We start from the raw sequence: 18583 nt of genomic DNA on the forward strand, positions 1-18583 counted from the left end.
CATCGCTTCAACAAACGCGCCTATAAAGGACGAAATGTCATCGAACGCTGCTTTTGCAGGCTCAAGGACTTCCGGCGTATCGCCGCGCGATATGACAAGCTCGCCCGTAATTTTTTGGCCGCTGTTCATCTCGCCGCTCTCGTCGCATATTGGCTCAATTGAGTCTCGACCCTAGTACGGGGGAGATTTTGCATAGCTCGAAGTGCTCCATCATTTGAAAGGAGGAACGGGGTGGATTTCAATGCAGTCGGCTCGGCGACTACGAGCCCAGAGCCCGACACACCGCGACCGACGACGGACACCACCGGCTTTGAGCGGCAGCTCAGCAACACACAGGCTAGTGCTCCGCCAGATGGAGCTGCTCCTCCAGTGCTGCAGGGCGAGGCTTATTCGCCATATCTGGACGCTGGCCATCCCTATTCTCCATATCTGGATGCTGGGCAGCCCTATGCGCCATACCTGGATTTAGCGCTCCGCTATTTGCCAGACTTGGGTTGGCAGGATGATCTGTATACGCCCCCTGCGGCCGATGCCGAGCCAGAGCCGGAAAACCTCCCGCAACATCTCTCGCAGCAAACCATCGCTCAGGCCATCGAGGAACATCCTGGTTTCGATCAAGATCTGATATGGCAGAATGTGGAAGTCGACCCGTCGCATTCCGAGCAACCGCACGTGGAGGCATCGGAGGCAGAGCCATCGCATGCCGGACCATCGTGCGTCGCCCCATTGCGGCCTGAACCATCGCACGCCGGCCCCTCTCACGCCCCGCCATTGCAAGCGGGACCGCCTCAAGCTGGGCCTCCCGATATGCTGAACGGACATCTCGCCAAGGATTACTGGGTGTTCGCTGGTCAACCAGCCACAGGCGCTCAAATCGACATGCTGGAGCGCAGCGGAGTGAAGCCGAGCAAGCACGACCCAACGCAGGTTTTCACCATGCTCGGCGTGCCTCACACAGCCGAATGGAGAGAAGAGGGCTTCATTCGTCTCACACCGTCGCTAGACCCGACTCTTTGGCCCGAAGGTATGGAGGAAGACCGACCTGCAGACCCGGAAGATCCGCCGATTCACTAGCGGCTGTAGCCGAGCCACGGCAGGGTCATCTTCGAGGGCCGACAGAGCGACCTTGCCGACGAGCACCTGATGAAGGCGATCGGGCCGGCGGCTATTCCGCGGCCAAGCTCCTCTTTGAGGGACATTTCAGAATTGCAATGGTCACGGCAGCGTCCAATCAAAGGCCGACCGACCCGATTAAGCCAAAGTTCGATATGGATGAGATCATTGTTCATATGGACGCGCTAGAAACAAACGCGCTGGCGCTAAAGAGGACAAAGTCGGTATAGCGCGTCCAGCGACATCCCGCGGGGATTCTAGAAGATCGCGGGACGGTCATGTCCTCGACGACAAAGGTGAGAGTGCGTTCTGAAATAGGATAGGCGCGTTCTGACCGCGCAGGTCCAACATTCGAACTGCTTGCCCCGCCTGCCGCTTGTCCTGCCCTGTTGGCAGACGTGAGCACCCACAATGCAAGGACGCGAGCGATTGATAGTATTGGCGTGACTGCAACGGCTCGCCCTCATGGGTCAACTATCACAGCTTCGGTAGGCTGGATTAATGTCACTGGTCGAGCTTTGCTCCGCAAGCATCAGCGGACTTCTGCGAAAGTACGAGCATTATCAGGATCGCGCTCCAACAAAACGCTGTTGCGGTCGTCCTGCATACGGCCGAAAGCCGCCCACCCCCTCTTCGCCATCCCAGCTGCCGCGGCTCGCCCCTTGGAGTACTCCGTAGCGCGCTGTTCGAAGAAATTGGCGTGCTCGACCCCATTCAGGATCTCGACTAGCCATGGCAACGGATGCGGCCGGAGCTGGGTAAACCCGCTCTCTCTGGCCTCGAAGAAGCCGAAGACCGGGGTAATTCCGAGCTGGGTCAGTCGCCAATCCGCGACATAGCGGACATAAGCGTGGATCTGCTCAGCCCGCATGCCCTCGATTTTGCCGAGGCCGAAGGCGAGATCAACGAAGTTCTCCTCCAGCTTCACCATGGTCTTGGCGACGTCGATGATGTCGTTACGGACGGAGCGCGTCACCACGCCGGTTTCGCGGTGCCATTCGTGAAATAGCTTGATGATCCCTTCGCAGTGGAGACTCTCGTCGCGCACAGACCAGCTTACGATCTGTCCCATGCCATTCATCTTGTTGTGGCGCGGAAAATTGAGCAGCATGGCAAAGCTCGCGAACAACGCCATGCCTTCTGTGAAGGCGCCGAACATCGCAAGGGTGCGAGCGACGTCAGCCACGGTATGGACGCCGAACTCGTGCATGTAGTCCGCTTTGGCGCGCATCTGCGCATAGTCGCGGAATGCCTCGAACTCGGTCTTGGGCATGCCGAGTGTCTTGAGCAGCAGCGCATAAGCGTCAATGTGGACGGTCTCCATGTTGGTGAACGTCGCCATCATCATCTGCACGGTGAGCGGTTGGAAGATCGGGATGTAGCGCTTGAGATAGTTGTCGCCGACCTCGATGTCCGACTGAGTGAAGAAACGGAATATCTGGGCGAGCAGCGCGCGCTCGTTGGCGGTGACGCGGTCCGACGCCCAGTCCTTGAGATCGGCGCCGAGCGGCACCTCCTCGCCCATCCGATGGGTCTGCTGCTGCCGCTTCCAGAAGTCGTAAGCGATCGACGTCATAGGTGCCGGTCGAGTCGAGGAGGCCGACCCGTCCCTTGCCGATCAGTGAGCGTGGATCGACTGACGAGAGATCGATCACTGACATGAACCGATCGCCGCTCACAGTTGCGGGGGCAGCCCCGGAGCAGCCGTTCGGCGCACCGGGTTCCCTCTTAGCTTCGGTCCCACAAAATAAAGGACAGAAGACCGAGACAGATCCACATCTAGGCGGCACCCGACGAGATTCGTCAAGCCTTCCGTTGCGGGAGATCAAGCTCCCGAGGGCAAAAGGACACCGTCAAGCTAACGAATGGAGCGGCCGAGAACTAGAACACCAGCACGTTTATCGCTCGCGCTATAGCCTCCCGCTCGAAAGTGATCGGTCCCGCGTGGGCTATATTCCTGGTTTTTACTTCGGCTTGCGCATGGTCGAGCCAGAGGTCCATCCCTCCGAAATATCATCGGCTGCGGCGCTCTGTTGGCCAGAATGGCTTCGTTCTCGACCTCCTGATCCAGCCCAGAACGGGGCTGGCGCGCAGCGTAGCGGCTTCTGACCTGTCATGGCTCTAGCGCGACCTGCAAGCCCTCGGTGCCTTCAACATGAACGTAACGGGGGCCGATCGGCCGCCCCCTGCCGCTGGCGACCGTGACAATGTTTTCCAGAGGAGTGGCGCGCGCATCGGCCTCAGGGCGAGACAAGATCAGATCGGCGTGAAACAGCCCTTCTGATTCAAGGCCGGTCGCATCAACGCCAAGAGCCGCCAAGCTGGCCAAACAACCTTCAAACTCTTCAGCATCGCGAAAGCGGCGCTGGATAAATGTCGCGCCGTAAAGACGTTCCGTCACAAGGCCACGGTTCGCGAAGGTCGAGGCCAAAGACTCAAATGGAAACATTCGTAGCACGAAGGAGATGATCCATGGACATCTCTCGGTCGCATCGAGAATTTTTCTGAACGTCTTCTCGGTAATATAGCCGATGCAACCCGTCGACATGATAACATCCGCAGAGCGCAGAATTTGCGCGCTGTCTGTCGATAGCGCGTCTTTTTCAAGGTCAGCGACAATGCCCTGGTCCAGGAGGCCAACGTTTGTTGCATAGCTAATCGCCGGCGCCGACACGTCCAAGCCGATAAACCGCGCCAACCCGACATCGGGCCAAGCCGCATAAAAATTGCGATCGAGGCGCACCAGTGTCTCAGAACTGATCGCCCTCATTTCGCGCCGAGCGTAGCGGTGACGCAGGCCCCCGAAGGTCAGTGGAAAGCGATGCACTGCTGCGTTGATGCCGTATGAACATCCAATATCAAGAACGACAGGCTTAAGACCGGTTGCGGAAGCTTTCGCTGCCAGAATTTGTCGCACGACCGGCTCAGCCACGTCCGGGATCATATAATCCAAGTCGCCCAGGACAGAGAAGTATGCCCTTGGATCATCCAAAGCATAAATGTCATCAAAGATCGCTTTAGACCGATTGATACACGAAAACTCTGTTCGCACCCAAATGTCTCCCATCTCATTTTGCAACCCGGTCGCCGGCTGCTACTTCCAAGTACTTGACGACCTATCCCAGAAGTTTGGCGAGGTGCAACCCCATCGCGTCTTTTTTTGGCTCGCATCGTGAGACAGAGGGCGGGCCTCCTTATTGCAGCGTACGAGAAGACAAATTGGCGCCAAAAGCGATCCTCAGAGTCGCGGCACTTTTGTGGGAGCTCGAAGACCTATTGAACTTCGAACGGCAGCGACTGCGATAATTACGGGCTAAGCGCGCAGGCTTTCGTAGCCCCATCAACGTGATACGCTTGCGCACGCGCCGGAAAAATCGTTCTGCAGGGTTAGAAAGAATCAAAATCAGCCGCGCCGCGTCTTCGCAATCTAGGCGCTTGACATTCAGAACCGCGAACAAGAACGGCAAGCGCGAGGTCGATTTCGTCGCATCTGCTGCATCTTGCCATGGACAGTTGGCTTGGGAGATCTGTCCTTCGATTGCCTGCTGGACCGCATCGCGGCGGTTGAACGTGGCGACTTTTATGATGCAACAGAATTTCGCCGAGCCGGAATTTAATATTCGCTCACCAAGGGCTTGCCCCCGGACGGTCTTTTCGCTGACAGATGCCCAGCCGATCCACCTTTCGTGTCGTGCCAGCACAGTCCTTTGCACATCGACATTCCACGAGGCAAATCAACTCAACATCAGTGATCGCAGAATTTATCAGAGACGCGATCTTCGTCAGCTTCTCGCAAGCTGCCCCTGCTATCAGAGAGCAGGTCATCTCGCGGCGACGCCGCTATGTGAGTGTTACGACATGGACGCAGGCGCCGCCGATATCGCAGCGACAAGGCCAGAGGCTGGCGCAGACCCCGACACCGCGGCGAACGGCGGCAACCGCTCGCCTGCGGCATTGTTGCAGCAAGCTTTCGAGAAGGCGCTCGTTTCCGTCGCCACGCAAGTCATAAGCGACTCCCAGTCGGATATGGATGATGCCATGAGCGAGCTGGATGAGGGGTGAGGCGGGATGGGGATACATCGGGCCCGCTGTTTAAAACGAGCCCGATTGGACGAAGCAAGTGGGACTTGGTACCTGCAGCAAGCCAGACGCGCCTTCAGCGATGCTCCAAATGGCTTGCCGGCAAACGCTGCTGCGACTTTTGGTCTTCCGCAGCGGCAGACCTGCACAGCAAGGCCGAAGCTCCACCGGCAAGCTCCTTGCTATCCCGCCCAAGAATGACGATACGAGCGCTCTCAGCAAGGGGTAATGAACGATAGCACGCAAGCCGTGCAACATTTCCCTCATTCGAGGATCGATTGCGCTCGCCAGGCTGTCCTTGTTCAGATCCGCGGCTGACCGCGAACCTGTCTGCTAGAGAGATCTCAAGGACTTTTCCTGAGGGCCAGCATCGTTGGCGCTCAGAGCGTGAGGGCTCTCCTGCGTATGCAACTCGTGCGCCTTCGCCACAGCATTGGAAGATGTTGCCAGTACTTTGTCCTGCCGTCACGGGCTGCTGTTGGCCCGGTTGGGGCCAAAGCTTTGACTGCGCGATCGTCGGACGCGAGCAGCGATTCTGGATTCATAGGCGGCAGCACCTGCTATTCTCATCGTCGCTTGCCGAACATGAGAAGCGGGCGCTAGCGCCGCCCGCTTCACAATTTGTCCAATTGATGGACTCGGCCTCACGCAACCCGCCGCAACATCATTTCCCGCATCATGGTCTTGAAATCCGGCGGCGCGTCCGGGTTCTCATTGTGGTCGATGACCGACTGCGTCACCCTGCGTCCGGAGTTGTCAACCCATCCCTGATTTTGCTCGTGGATTGTCTGAGCTCCATCAGATGTCAGCTGATCAAGGGTTCGGCCGGCATTGGATTGGGTCACCTTCAGATTGTTCTTTCCATCCTTATCATCACCGAGTCCCTCGACAACCATCGCATTGTCGCCGTTGGTGATGGTCAGCTTTGAGGAAATGGTTTTGCCTTTACCAAAATCGACCGTGTCCACGGTAATCTTTGTGCCGTCATCGAGCTCTAAGCTCATGCCTTTCTTGAAGTCGAAGTCATCCTTGCCGTCGCCATTCGCATCGACGTGAGGATCGCCGTGGATCTTCGTGACATGGCCGGTCTGATTGTTGCGAACGGTCCAGGTGCCGTCCTTCTCATCGGCCGTGATCGTATACTTATCACCAAGGTTAATCGTCGCCTTGCCGTCCTTCACCTCATGCGACCAAACTGGCGCCGGCTGAGGCGACTGCGCAGGAGGCTGAGCGACCGCAACCGGCACCATCGCGAGAGGCGGCGGCGGAGGCGGAACGAAGAAGACGGGGCTCGCACAGTCTGACGGCGGACTTGCATACTGGTAGTTGCCCGGTCCGCGCCCCTGTTCACCCGCATTGATACTCGCCTGATTTACCGTGCGTCCGGCGCCATCGACCCAGCCCTGGCCGCTCTCATGGATTGTCTGAGCACCATCGGCTGTCAACTCATCGAGGGTCATTCCAGCATTGGACTGCGTCACCCTCAGGTTGTTTTTGCCATCCTTAGCGTCGCCGAGCCCTTCCACAACCATCGCGTTGTGGCCGTTTGTAATGGTAAGCTTTGAGGAGATGGCCTCACCATTGCCGTAGTCGACGTTATTGACGGTAATTTTCGTGCCATCGTCGAGCTGGAACGTCATATCTTTCTTAAAATCGAAGTCGTCCTTGCCGTCTCCGTCGGCGTCGACGTGGGGGTCGCCATGGACCTTCGTGACATGGCCGGTCTGGTTGTTGCGAACTGTCCAGGTGCCATCCTTCTCGTCCGCCGTAATCGTATACTTGTCGCCGAGATTGATCATGGCCTTGCCATCCTTGACCTCATGCGTCCACACCGGATCCACAGGAGGCTCAGAGCTCTGATTCGGCTGACCCACCAGCATGGTGGGAGGGGGCGGCGCCATCATGTACGCCTGGGTAGTAACGACGGCTGGAGCCACGGCGACGGGAACGACACTTGCAACGACCGAACCGACCAGGGCTGGCGAAGCTACCGGTAGGTACTGATAGCTCACCGGGGCATGCTGCCCCAACAAGGCGTTGAAAGCAGGAGCGACAACCGCGCCTTCCGGCACCACTCCGTTCATCGTCGAATCGAGCGCGCCGACCACGGGAAGACCGGCCACGGGAAGATACGGCATTTAGTTCACTCCTGTTGCATTGAAGAAAGCTGTAAACCTGCAAGCCTTACGCGTTATTCAACCGAACACGCCTTCAGACCTGTATGAGAAACACCATTAGCCCAGCCGAGCGCATATATGCCTGTCGTCACCAGCACCTGCAGCCCTGACGAGGCCGCTCCCTCCTCATCCAATTCCGCACTTATGGCACGAGCATATCGCACGCGCATTCAACGTTAGAAACGCTACCCGCAATACCTGTCGAAAAGCTGACGACAATAAACTACCGACGTCGCACTTGCTGCGATGACACCGATCGGGTGGTACAGCAATCCATAGACTTCAGATGCGATCTGTATGCGTGCGGGCCACTACACGGTCAGCTTCCACAGCATCAGGGGCTCGCCAAACCTGCGCCCCTCGGCATCCGCCAACGGCCAAAGCTGGGGACTGGATGACTCAACCAGCCACTCCAACTCGATCGCCTTATGACCAGTCGCGACGCTACACGCAACCGAAACGCCGCCGCTCGTTCCGCAAGAACGAACAATTCGCATGAACGCGCAGGCAAGCGCGGTAACGCTATCCTTTCCGACGCGCCGAGCCATACGCGCGGCTAGACAAGCCTGGGCGAACCGATAAGTCGAGCAAGCGCTGGGCCGCCGCAACAGCCCCCTCGAACGTGTGACTCGTCAGCTTCTGGAAAGGTAGCGCCCCTAGCATGAGCACGCTGAACTCTAGGCGAGGAGTCGTCTATTGAGCGTAACAAGACAGCATAGGAGAAACTGATGATCGGAGAAATGATCGGAAGCGCTGCCGGCGGATGGCTTGGCGGCCCCGCCGGGGCGGCGATTGGTTCTGCCTTGGGCGGGACCGTCGACAAGGTCTTTGATAAGGTCGTCCTTAACCTGGCGCCCGAGAAGAGTGGCCCCGCTAAGGCCGCCGAGACCAAAGACGCCGGCGAGGAAAGCAGCGTACACACCAGGCCGACTCTCGGCAAGAACCCGGAGCTGAACCTTAGCCTTAGCACGCTCGGGGGCGAGCCCATGTTTCTTTCCATTCCTGCCATCGTTTCGCCCGCCCGCGCGACGTAACAGAGCACAAACTAGCAACATACGACGAAGAAAGGTGAATCGACATGGCAGTTAATAGTGTTGGCGGTAACGGTGGCGCGGCTGGCGCCCAGGCGACCGGGGATGCTGGCTTCCAGAATCAGATGGCTGAGTTCGAGCGTGTTAGCCATAAGGTTCAGGAGCAGGCCGTGGCAATGCGCAGAATCACGACCGAGCTCTCGTCCGAGAAGAAGATCGCCGACGAGCGCGTTCAGTAATTCTGTAAGACGGGTGGCTCATCGCGTCGCTTATCATGGCCGCGTTGTGAATGACGAACTCTGAATCAGCCGTACGGCACTGCCGTACGGCTTCTCTCGTTATTCAGGAGATTATCCGTGACCGAATCGATTTCCCTCGACTTTGAGGTGCTGTCGGGACTCTATACCGGGCTTAAGGGCAAGGCGGCGGCCGGGCACAGTATTGTCGGCAGCGGCCTCGATGCCGATATGATCTTCGTTGAGCAAGGGCTCGAACCGCATCACCTTCGCATCATCCCACAGCGGGATTCGATCGAAGTGGAGGCGCTTGGTGCTGGTATCAGCGTAGACGGCCACGAAAGTATCACCTCAGGGGAGCGCGTCAGTGTACCTCTTCCTGCGATCGTTCATGCTGGCGCGATGTCAATCCGCTGGTCGACGCAGGATCTCCCGCAAGCTAGTCCCAGCAATCGCTCACGTGGCTTGATCGTGGCACTCAGTCTCCTCTTGCTCAGCTCTGTCGCGGTTGGCACCGTCTCAACTATCTTCGCCCCTACCGACAGCGCGGGGGCGCTCAGTACTGATTCATTGCCGGCAGCCGAGGTTGCCGCCAAACCAACCATCAATCATTATGAAGCGAGCGACGCTGATGCAATCGCCGAATTGCTACGGCAGGAGATCGAGCGAGCGGGCCTTCTTGATGTCAAGATCGGGGCTGGCTCCGGCGTTGTCACTGCGGAAGGCACTGTTACGCCTAGCCTCATCACAAAATGGAAACAAATCCAGCAATGGTTCGATCATCAAACCAACGGCACTCCTACCCTTGTGAATGCAGTCACGGTCAAGGAGGAGAAGACGCCGTCTTCGATCGCTGTCCAAGCCGTTTGGCGTGGAAGCGAGCCTTATCTGCTTATCGGCGGCCAAAAGTATTTCGTGGGTGCGCTATTAAGCAATGGATGGACCGTCGATCGAATTGAGGATGGGCGAGTGCTGCTCAGCCGCAACGGCCGATTTGCTGCTTTGCCATATTAGAGTGTCTACCCTGCAAGAAAGAAGGAGAAGTCGATGGCTAGGCTGCCCCAGCACGCTGTAGGGCCCGGCACCCCATTGCAGGGATTGGACGCGGGCCAGAACGCACCGGCTATCGGCTCGTCCTCCTCGCAAGCCGATATGGAAGTCGGAGTTGCTCATGCAGATGGGGGCACGAAACGGGCGTCGTGGCGAGACGCGCCCGCGCAGCATCTGCCAATTGAAGGCGCGAGCGAAGCCGCTCTCGAGGTCAATTCCATCAACGCCGTCTCGGGCGTCGCTCTGTTCGAGATGGGTGCCGGCGCAAATGAGATCGACCCACGCGTAGTACTGGCTTCGCTTTATGGGTCCAATCTCTCACACGGCCTACTCTCCTTCGTCATTCCACGTCTACGTCATCCGGACGTGCTGCGCGCGGACAAGCATGGTGTTCTTCTGGAGCGCCTAACCCAGACATTGGAGGCTACGCCAGACGACAAGACGGCCCGTGAGTGTCTGGCAATCCTGCAGCAGGAGCTGCGCCGGCTGCTTCTGCTCCGGCAGAATCAAAACAGCATAATCAAGGGCTAAGCGATGGCCGAGCCTAATGCATTGCAGCATGTCCCCGCCACGTTGGCACCGGAAGCGTCCAAATCGGGCGATATCTTGTCGATCTCCGGGCCGGAGCGCGACCTGCTCTGCGCCCTCTCCTATGTCCACCTCGCGTGCGGGCAGAGTGCACAGAGTCTGGCTCTGCTGAGAATCGCAGCTCGCGAGCATTCCCACGACGTCGATCTGCTCCGCATCCTGGCCTACACTCTTATCGCAGAGGGCCTTGGCGATGAAGCGCTTGATGTGCTGGATCGGCTGGACGCGCTCGATGTGCACCCCTCTTCACGCGTGCCTATGACGCTCTTGCGTAGTCACGCATTGCGACACGCCGGCCGCATGACCGAGGCTCGTGATGTTTTCCAGCGCTATGTGTCACTGCGCGCGAGCACAGCCTTCATTAAACAGTAATAGGGATCTTTCATGGCCAACGTCTTGCGTAACTTCGTCGTGCGCGCGCCGGCCCACCCGGATTTCATGGTCGCCTTGATGCTGCTTCTGGCGATCGGCATGATGATCATGCCGATCCCAATCATTGTGATCGACATGCTGATCGGCTTCAATCTCGGCTTTGCTATATTGCTGCTGATGGTTGCCCTCTATCTCAGCACGCCGCTCGATTTTTCGTCCTTGCCGGGCGTCATCCTGATCTCGACGGTATTTCGTCTGGCGCTGACTATTGCAACAACGCGACTGATTCTTGCTGAGGGCGATGCCGGCAGCATCATCCACACCTTCGGCGATTTTGTCATATCGGGGAATATCGCTGTCGGAATTGTCATATTCCTGATCGTGACCATGGTTCAATTCATGGTTCTTGCCAAGGGCGCCGAGCGTGTCGCAGAGGTGTCGGCCCGCTTCACACTCGACGCGCTGCCGGGCAAGCAGATGGCGATCGACGCCGAATTGCGCAACAGCCATATCGATCAACACGAAGCACGTCGCCGGCGCGCCGCGCTGGAACAAGAGAGCCAACTTCATGGCGCCATGGATGGCGCCATGAAGTTCGTGAAGGGCGACGCGATCGCCGGACTGATCGTCATTTGCATCAATATGCTCGGCGGAATCAGCATCGGTCTGCTTTCCAAGGGTATGTCGCTCGATGAAGCGCTGCATCAATACACCCTCCTCACGATTGGTGATGCACTTATTTCACAGATTCCGGCGTTGCTGCTGTCAATTACGGCCGCAACCATCGTCACGCGTGTGAACGGGCCTTCCAAGCTCAAACTCGGCGCCGATATCGTTCACCAACTCACCGCGAGCACGCAAGCGCTTAGATTAGCCGCCTGCGTTATGGTATTCATGGGGCTCGTTCCAGGCTTCCCTTTGCCGCCGTTCGTCACCCTGGCTGTTCTTTTTGCTGCGGCAAGCTATATCAAGGTCGGCGCGAAAGCTGACAAGGCTGCCGTTAAGACAGGCGCTGACGGCGTCGCTTCGGCGCCGGCCCCTGCGCCGCCTCAGAAGCAAGCCGTGCATGCGGAAGCACTTCCGATTGCTTTATTTCTTGCACCGAACCTGACGCATTCGATTGACAAAGACGAGCTGGAACAGTGCATTGCGCGTGTTTCAACACTGGTATCGGCGGATCTTGGCATCACCGTTCCGCGCATACCGGCCCAGATTGGGCAGAACTTGTCCGCGTCGCAATTCAGGGTGGATGTCGACAGTGTGCCAGTTGAACGCGATGTGATCGATCCGACCCAACTGGTGCTCAATGACGATTTGGCAAACATCGAATTGAGCGGCCTCCCCTTTCGGCAAGACCCGGAGACAAATCGGGTCTGGATCGAAGAACGGCATGCAGCCGCTCTCAAAGCAGCCGGCATCGGATATCACCGACCGAGCGAGATTCTTGCCTTACGTCTCCATTCCACATTGACACGCTATGCACAGCGCCTGGTCGGCATCCAGGAGACCCGCCAATTGCTCGCCCGGATGGAACAGGAATACCCCGACTTGGTGAAGGAGGTGCTGCGTACGGCCACCGTCCCTCGGATCGCCGAGGTCCTGCGCCGGCTGCTCGATGAGGGCATCCCCATCCGCAACACCCGCTTGCTCCTGGAGGCGCTGGCAGAGTGGAGCGAACGCGAGCAAAACGCCGTCCTGCTCACTGAATATGTTCGTGCTACTCTGAAGCGGCAGATCTGCTTTCGCTATGCTAATACTCATCGTGTTGTGGCCGCCTTTATCATTGAGCGCGAGAGCGAGGAAATTGTGCGCGGCGCGGTGCGCGAAACTGCTGTCGGCCCATACCTCGTTTTGGATGAATGGCAGAGCGAGAAGCTGCTTGCACAATTCCGTCACATCCATTCGACCATCGCACAAAGTAAGAGTCAGCCTGTCATTCTTGGATCGATGGACATCCGGCGTTTCGTGCGTGGCTTTCTCACGCGCAACGGGATCGACCTGCCCGTCCTATCCTATCAAGATCTCGCCGCGGATTTCACGGTTCAACCGATTGGATCCATTAAGCTTCCAGCTTCCAAGGACAGGGTCCCTTCCCCGGAACGTGGCGGGCTCCTTCCCGCTGCGGGTTAACAGTTTACAGCAGCGCGTCATGAGAAAGCCTATGAATTCAAATGAGATCAGGGACCGGAGGCGCTTGTGCTCCATTCTTCCGGGGGCGTGGCCAGCTCTGCTCGCAATGCTCGCCGTTGTGCTGCTCGCGGGTTGCGCTATCTCGGATAGATCGGGTGTTTCACCGCAGCAGACGTTCACATCAGACCTCGCAGGCAGCAAAGAGATTGACCCTGCCGTGCGCCAGCGCATTTCGTACACCCTCAGCCGGGATCCTGATGAAGGGGCTCTGCGCGATACATTGAAGCAACAGCCGAACAACATCGATGCGGCGATTCCTCTTGCGCGAGCCCTGCTGGCACGCAACTGTCCGAATGATGCGCTAGAGTTGCTCGACGGCGTCTTATTGGCAGCCCCTGGCGACCTGCGCGCATTGAATGCCAAAGCAGTTGTTCTCGATCACGAGGGCCGACATCAGGAGGCCCAAGAACTATACCGCCACGCTCTCGCAGCGGAACCCGCAAACCGGATGCTGCGCAACAATTTCAAACTGTCCCTCGCCCTTGAAGGCAAGAGGGAGGTCGACGACGCCGACCCAGCACCGCAGGCGGACGGCCGGCACGCATTGGCTCGTTCGAGATAGCGCAGCGAACAAGAGCGGATCGGAATGGCGAAGTCTTGAGGCCTAGCTGTCAGCTTGCCGACAGCTAGGCTTACTATGAGCGCGGAATCTCAATCGGCGGCAGCCCCCGCGACCCTCATGTCGTCGATACAAATAGGAAGTGTCATGTTTCAGCGTACCAACAATTTATCCAATACCCAACGTGCTTCCGAGCCCGATGAAGTGAGAATGAGCGCGACCCGTACGCCTACGCGGATAACGCGGATAGCCAAAGGTTCGCGGATATATTCTCTACCCTGAATTCGGCGCCATCGAGTTTCTCCTCTGATCCATCTTCGACGGCAGTCCCGCCATACGCGCTGGTTGACGAGCCACCGGTTGAGATCTCTAGATCTTCATTCGAGCACAAGCTGGCAGAGTTTTATGGAGGAGACATAGAGGATATTGCTGCTAATCCGCAGCGATACTCTAGCTGGGTGTCCCGAAAGGCTCAACGCACAGCGGACGTTGCGTTTCGCTTCGGCATGAAGTCAATTTCGGAGAAAGCGCGATATTTCAGCTATCAGCTTGGGAACAAGAGCGTCGGGCTCCTGAGAACGGAACCCGGAAGTCGCATGAGTGAGCTGTTCTAGGGCAACAATGATTGGCGCGAAAAATTTCCTGGGCGAGATGAAATCACCTCAACAATAGCTTTCCGGGTTACTCATCCGCTTGTCGATAACGCGGGCGATATCTTGCTTGAACATCAGCTCCGGATCGACGGCACGAACCGCTCGTTCTCTCCCACTCTTCCAATCCGGAAGCGAAAGCCCGCGCAGCAGCGTTGGGCTTTCTTGAGGTAAGTGACTCGATGATGGTGCTTGATTCCACCAAGCACAAGGACAAATGGAAGAACAAAGGACCACACTCCCGCCAGGCGCCGAGCAGCTAGACGCCGCCCCGAAGGCGCCCCCCAATTAACTTTCTAGCAGCCCAGGCGCTTAGCAAGCGCCTCGCTCTTGCGCGCAGAGTGCGTCTAGCCACCCGCCTTAGCTCGCGGAGATATTCGCTCGTTGGGCAGTTACCATGTGGCCGCTCGAGACCGCCTCGATTTGCGCTTTCATCGAGCTCGCAATCTGACGCTACGTAAGATTCGGTCGCTTCATGTAAATTAGAAGCGGCAGCGACGGCGTCGATAGATAACCTATGGCAATGCAACGATCACCACAGGCAGGCAGTTGATTCTTGGCGGCGCGCATTCCAGCTGTCCACAAGCCTCACGTAGATCACCGGTACAAGTGATTACTACCCATTCTCGGGCCCGCATCGTCACACGACGTCACTCGCTTAATGTTGAAAACGTTCGTCGGTTACAGAGCTCTCGCATCGAAGGTTCATTGCCCCTTCTTTCTGCCATGTTCACACCCAAAGCAGAGACGCGCCGATTGCGCACTTTGCGCGCGGCAACAGCGAGTGTCTCAGGAGATGTTTTCATGGTGAAGCCAGTTGTAATTGTGGTAGGTGCGGACAAGGGAGGAGTCGGCAAGACGACCGTATCACGAACGCTACTGGACTACTTCAGCGTAAACAACGTGCAAACACGCGCATTCGACACGGAGTCGCCGCGGGGAACGCTGAGGCGATTTTATCCCGAGATCACCCAGATCGTCGACATGACGACGACGGCGGACCAGATGAAAATCTTCGATACCCTGAACTCAGGGCTGTCCGTCACTGTCATCGATGCTCGCGCAGGCTTACTGTCCTCTGCGTTGGCTTCCTTGCGCGACATCGGATTTCTGGACTCGGCACGGTCTGGCCAGATCACATTTGCCGTGTTCCATATCCTGGGATCATCCATCGCTTCGCTAGACGAGATCGCGGAAACCGCGACCTTCATGAGCGGCGCAAAGTACTACCTGGTCAAGAACTTCATCAACGACACTCAATTCTTCCAGTGGGATCAAGCGACCTATAATTCCTATTTTCACCGCATCAAACATGCGACTGAGTTGGTCATACCGAAGCTTAACGAGATGGCTTATGAGCAGGTGGAAGTCGCATCCGTCCCATTCATAGACTTCGTCGCAAACAAGGGGAGGAACGATGAGCCCGCGAACAACTCCTTCGTGCTGCGCGGCTATGTCCGGCACTGGCTGGCAAATGTCTGGAGCGAATTTGATCGCATCAACTTGACGGAATTGGCCGGCGCCAAGTCTAGCACCCGGGCCGGCGAGAAGTAGTCGCACATTCGGTGGGCTCAGATCGGGCCCACGTACGGAACGAAATTGATCTGCTGGCTATGTTAGCGACCCCCATCTACATCATCTGCTCTCCTAGCCCGCAGGTCGGTAAAACCCTCATCGCTCGGGCCATGAGCGAGTTCTTGCTGCTGAAAAACGGCACAGCGCTGTCCTTTGATGTCAACTTGAAAGAGCCGTCATTGCTCGACTACCTCCCCAACATCACGGAGACCGCGGATGTGATCGACACTTACGGCAAGATGCAGCTGATGGATCCTCTTATCATCCACGATCGGGTACCCAAGGTAATCGATCTCGGCTTTCACGCCTTCGACGAATTCTTCAAGATGTGCGAGGAGATCGGCTTCATGAAGGAGACGGCGCGCTGCTATGTCGTTCCTATCATCCTCTTCGTCGCGAGCGCTGACCGTATCTCCTTTCGCGGTTATGAAATGCTGCGGCGGCGAATTCCGCCGGCGTCGCTGGTCACCGTCCACAATGAATTCGTGCTACGCGGCGGATTACCTGAAGCGATGGATGGCGAGCGGGTGCTTCGGATTCCCGCACTTTCGCTGTTCCTCAAGAGATATATAGACCGGCTTAGCTTTTCCTTCACTGGATATCTGCGCAACGAGAAGGACTGGTCTACCGAGCTGCATCAATGGATCCGACGGAATTACAGCATGTTTCGCGATCTGGATTCGAGTATGATGCTGCGAGGGTCCTATCGATCGCGGGGGACGGATATCGATAGCCTACGTTTCACAAGAGCCACTTGAGATTTCGGTCTGCTCGCCATCTATTCGTCCGGCCTATGAATGTGTCGTTGACCAATGACTTCAATGGCCGCCGCGGGACGCGAACGCATGAATTGCGGTATACGAATCTTCGCTTTGATCGCGCATCTTTACCGTGATCGTCCGCACGGACCGCGCGACCGGCAGTTGACGGCAGCTCATTCGCCGAATGGCTTCATGCAGACACGCCCGTCCTCGAAAGGATCGATGACTGTCTTGACCTTGTGACCGGCTAAGCGGATCGTCGGGCCCTTCAGTCCGAGGGCGCTCATAGCTCAAGGCCGAGTTTCCCGAGCACCTGGTGCATGACCGCGCTTTTGATCTCGCGGGCGATCTCGTTGCGTATCTGGGCGCCGAGCACCCACTCGGCATCGGCATCGCCTGTCAGACCATGCTCGGCCAGTCGCCCGTCCAAGCGGGTTTGAAACTGTACGCCCATCGCGTCGACGAGCCGCTCCTGCATTTCAGCATTGTCTTCGGGTGCGACACCACGCTTTCCCATGGTTGCCAGCGCGCTGCCAAATAGTCCGGAAATTCCGCCGCTTCCTGGTTCCGCACCGATGCCTCGGCCCTGGCCACATCGTCCTCGGTCACGTGAGAGACGTTCGTGACGCGCATGTCGGGCGCGATGTGCCGCAGCTATAGCGCGACGATCTCGGTGGGAAGACGTATTGCCTCACATATCGATGCTCCCGAGTGAGATCGGCTGCCTCATTTATTTTGCTCCCGGCTTGGGTTGAGGAGGAGGCCGGGTGCGGAGATGGCCGGGGTTTCGGAGCGCCCGGCCTCCTCCGCTGGCACCTGGCACAGCATTGGGGTGTTGTGACCTCATACCCCGGAAACGTTTCCTCCGTAGGAACGAACAGTAACGCGTTCGCTTGCTCGTTGCTCCAAGATTTAAGTCGACGTTGAAGCGTTCGAAGAAGCTTGTTCGGATAGGCTCCAGGATATTCCACCTGCAACCGGGAGGGCAGTTCGCTGCCAGTCCGCCAGGGTTCGACTTCAAACCATTTTCGCAAATCTGGCGTTGCCCTGATGAGCGGGTCGGGACGGCGCCGGCCTCTCTTCGCTTTCACGATTGGCCGATCCGTCGGTCGCATAGCTCCGTCCTTCCAGGCGGTTCGTAGACTTGCCAGAAAGAGATCAATCGATTGCGATGCTGCAGCAGGACTGACGATTGGCTGGGTATCCGCAAGCGCCGCGAGGCGTTCCTGCGCGCCGCGGATATCGCGCAACAACGCGACCGGGTCGAGAGCGGCATAGATATGTTGGAGAGGGGTGCGAACCGCGTCGGGCGTTCGGGCATCGGCGGCTAAGCGCTGGTGTGGTCTTGCCGGCGCGCTGTATGTCTTGCGCACACGCGCCCCGTCGCGCTGCTTGGCTATCAATTTGAACGAGGGCTGGAAGAAGTTCACGAGCAGCCGCGCCGATCGATAGCGTTCGGCCAGCAGCTTGGCCGCTTCCAGGCCCTCGAACCGACGATAGCCGACCATCCTGCGCACGACGGCGCCGTTCTTCTGCTCGATGAACGCTTGGTCATTCTTTCGGTAGGGCCGGCAACGCGTGAAGACGATGTTGGCCGCCTCGCAGTAGGCTTTCAGCGTCTCGTTCATGAACACGGTATCATTGTCAGTATCGAGGCCGAGCAGCGCAAAAGGCAATTGCTTGCGCAATTCCGTCAGCACGGTGCTCAACAGCGTCTGTTCGCGCACGATCAGAGGAGCGCACTCCGTCCAGCCGGTAGCAATGTCGGTGAGCACGAGGGTCTGGATGAAGCTGCCGCGCGCAGATGGACCGCTATGCGCTACAAGGTCGGCCTCGACGAATCCCGGCGCCGGATCATTGCAATCTGCCGACGTCCGTATTGGAACACTGCGACGCAACGAGTGCGTCGCATGCCGCCGGCGCTTGCGACCTAATTCTTTCGGATCCGCACCAAGGCGCGGTCGATCGTCGCAGCGCTCATCGCCAAAAGTTTGGCGCGGATCTCGGGGGCAAGGTCGAGGTGGCCGTGCCGTTCCATCGCCTCAATCAGCGCAGGCATTAACGCCTTCAGCCGCTTCCCGCAGATCCGGTCTGACGCCTCCCAAAGGAGCACGAGCGCGTCGTGTTCTGCCTCATTATAGACTCGACGTCCCGTCGGTCTGGGCGTGCGTCTTCCTGACCTCGAAGTAGTCGCATCGCAT

At 57.9% G+C, this 18583-nt stretch carries 15 protein-coding genes, 2 pseudogenes and 1 riboswitch; of the genes and pseudogenes, 12 read left to right on the forward strand and 5 right to left on the reverse strand.

Annotation, left to right across the window (positions count from 1 at the left end; all coding sequences use genetic code 11):
• On the forward strand, nt 1-162 hold a 162-nt coding region (locus tag XI08_RS11710; RefSeq protein ID WP_271574508.1), incomplete at its 5' end, for a transposase.
• 207 nt (nt 163-369) lie between these two features.
• Nucleotides 370-1074 (forward strand): hypothetical protein, encoded by a 705-nt coding sequence (locus tag XI08_RS11715; protein WP_271574496.1) that lies wholly within the window; start codon nt 370-372, stop codon nt 1072-1074.
• A 571-nt stretch (nt 1075-1645) separates the two neighbouring features.
• Here XI08_RS11715 and XI08_RS11720 read toward each other — a convergent pair.
• Both XI08_RS11720 and XI08_RS11725 read right to left on the reverse strand, forming a co-directional pair.
• On the reverse strand, nt 1646-2626 hold the full coding sequence (locus tag XI08_RS11720) for a ribonucleotide-diphosphate reductase subunit beta (RefSeq protein ID WP_271574497.1): 981 nt from the start codon (nt 2624-2626) through the stop codon (nt 1646-1648).
• 96 nt (nt 2627-2722) lie between these two features.
• A riboswitch (cobalamin riboswitch) is annotated at nt 2723-2895 on the reverse strand.
• A gap of 331 nt (nt 2896-3226) precedes the next feature.
• A complete protein-coding gene (locus tag XI08_RS11725) occupies nt 3227-4165 on the reverse strand; it encodes a class I SAM-dependent methyltransferase (RefSeq protein WP_245570259.1) in 939 nt (312 codons plus the stop codon).
• 302 nt (nt 4166-4467) lie between these two features.
• Between XI08_RS11725 and XI08_RS11730 the strand changes: the two genes are divergently transcribed.
• Nucleotides 4468-5175 (forward strand): hypothetical protein, encoded by a 708-nt coding sequence (locus XI08_RS11730; RefSeq protein ID WP_271574498.1) that lies wholly within the window; start codon nt 4468-4470, stop codon nt 5173-5175.
• Nucleotides 5176-5837: 662 nt separating this feature from the next.
• Here the strand turns inward: XI08_RS11730 and XI08_RS11735 are convergent.
• Nucleotides 5838-7331, reverse strand: coding sequence for a DUF1521 domain-containing protein (locus tag XI08_RS11735; RefSeq protein ID WP_271574499.1), 1494 nt, complete (start codon nt 7329-7331; stop codon nt 5838-5840).
• Between the two features lie 767 nt (nt 7332-8098).
• On the opposite strand from XI08_RS11735, the gene XI08_RS11740 reads away from it, so the two are divergent.
• The 9 genes from XI08_RS11740 (at nt 8099) to XI08_RS11780 (ending at nt 16379) form a co-directional block, all read left to right on the forward strand.
• The gene (locus XI08_RS11740; protein WP_271574500.1) at nt 8099-8404 is read left to right on the forward strand and encodes a hypothetical protein; all 306 of its coding nucleotides are present in this window, start codon (nt 8099-8101) and stop codon (nt 8402-8404) included.
• 44 nt (nt 8405-8448) lie between these two features.
• Nucleotides 8449-8640 carry a hypothetical protein gene (locus tag XI08_RS11745; protein WP_271574501.1) on the forward strand — a complete coding sequence of 64 codons (192 nt, stop codon included), beginning with the start codon at nt 8449-8451 and terminating at the stop codon, nt 8638-8640.
• 117 nt (nt 8641-8757) lie between these two features.
• Nucleotides 8758-9651 (forward strand): SctD/MshK family protein, encoded by an 894-nt coding sequence (locus XI08_RS11750; RefSeq protein ID WP_271574502.1) that lies wholly within the window; start codon nt 8758-8760, stop codon nt 9649-9651.
• A gap of 33 nt (nt 9652-9684) precedes the next feature.
• Nucleotides 9685-10218, forward strand: a complete 534-nt coding sequence (locus tag XI08_RS11755; protein ID WP_271574503.1) for a hypothetical protein — start codon at nt 9685-9687, stop codon at nt 10216-10218.
• A gap of 3 nt (nt 10219-10221) precedes the next feature.
• Nucleotides 10222-10647 (forward strand): tetratricopeptide repeat protein, encoded by a 426-nt coding sequence (locus tag XI08_RS11760; RefSeq protein WP_271574504.1) that lies wholly within the window; start codon nt 10222-10224, stop codon nt 10645-10647.
• A gap of 12 nt (nt 10648-10659) precedes the next feature.
• Nucleotides 10660-12777 (forward strand): type III secretion system export apparatus subunit SctV, encoded by a 2118-nt coding sequence (gene sctV, locus XI08_RS11765; RefSeq protein WP_271574505.1) that lies wholly within the window; start codon nt 10660-10662, stop codon nt 12775-12777.
• Between the two features lie 106 nt (nt 12778-12883).
• On the forward strand, nt 12884-13399 hold the full coding sequence (locus XI08_RS11770) for a tetratricopeptide repeat protein (protein ID WP_271574506.1): 516 nt from the start codon (nt 12884-12886) through the stop codon (nt 13397-13399).
• A 1451-nt stretch (nt 13400-14850) separates the two neighbouring features.
• Nucleotides 14851-15600: a hypothetical protein gene (locus XI08_RS11775; protein ID WP_271574507.1), complete on the forward strand. Its 750-nt coding sequence runs from the start codon at nt 14851-14853 to the stop codon at nt 15598-15600.
• 59 nt (nt 15601-15659) lie between these two features.
• A complete protein-coding gene (locus XI08_RS11780) occupies nt 15660-16379 on the forward strand; it encodes a hypothetical protein (protein WP_161533281.1) in 720 nt (239 codons plus the stop codon).
• 286 nt (nt 16380-16665) lie between these two features.
• On the opposite strand, the pseudogene XI08_RS11785 reads toward XI08_RS11780, so the two are convergent.
• Nucleotides 16666-17036 (reverse strand): annotated as a pseudogene (locus tag XI08_RS11785) (NEL-type E3 ubiquitin ligase domain-containing protein); the annotation flags it as partial.
• Between the two features lie 173 nt (nt 17037-17209).
• Nucleotides 17210-18583 (reverse strand): annotated as a pseudogene (locus XI08_RS11790) (ISNCY family transposase); the annotation flags it as partial.

This window comes from Bradyrhizobium sp. CCBAU 11361, assembly GCF_028128935.1.
Lineage (GTDB): Bacteria > Pseudomonadota > Alphaproteobacteria > Rhizobiales > Xanthobacteraceae > Bradyrhizobium > Bradyrhizobium niftali.

Excerpts from the sequence above, each read along its gene's own strand:
- XI08_RS11780 (WP_161533281.1), top strand. The coding sequence starts at position 15,660 with ATGTTAGCGACCCCCATCTACATCATCTGCTCTCCTAGCCCGCAGGTC.
- XI08_RS11775 (WP_271574507.1), top strand. The coding sequence starts at position 14,851 with ATGGTGAAGCCAGTTGTAATTGTGGTAGGTGCGGACAAGGGAGGAGTC.
- XI08_RS11770 (WP_271574506.1), top strand. The coding sequence starts at position 12,884 with ATGCTCGCCGTTGTGCTGCTCGCGGGTTGCGCTATCTCGGATAGATCG.
- XI08_RS11755 (WP_271574503.1), top strand. The coding sequence starts at position 9,685 with ATGGCTAGGCTGCCCCAGCACGCTGTAGGGCCCGGCACCCCATTGCAG.
- XI08_RS11740 (WP_271574500.1), top strand. The coding sequence starts at position 8,099 with ATGATCGGAGAAATGATCGGAAGCGCTGCCGGCGGATGGCTTGGCGGC.
- XI08_RS11760 (WP_271574504.1), top strand. The coding sequence starts at position 10,222 with ATGGCCGAGCCTAATGCATTGCAGCATGTCCCCGCCACGTTGGCACCG.
- sctV (WP_271574505.1), top strand. The coding sequence starts at position 10,660 with ATGGCCAACGTCTTGCGTAACTTCGTCGTGCGCGCGCCGGCCCACCCG.
- XI08_RS11735 (WP_271574499.1), bottom strand. The coding sequence starts at position 7,331 with ATGCCGTATCTTCCCGTGGCCGGTCTTCCCGTGGTCGGCGCGCTCGAT.
- XI08_RS11745 (WP_271574501.1), top strand. The coding sequence starts at position 8,449 with ATGGCAGTTAATAGTGTTGGCGGTAACGGTGGCGCGGCTGGCGCCCAG.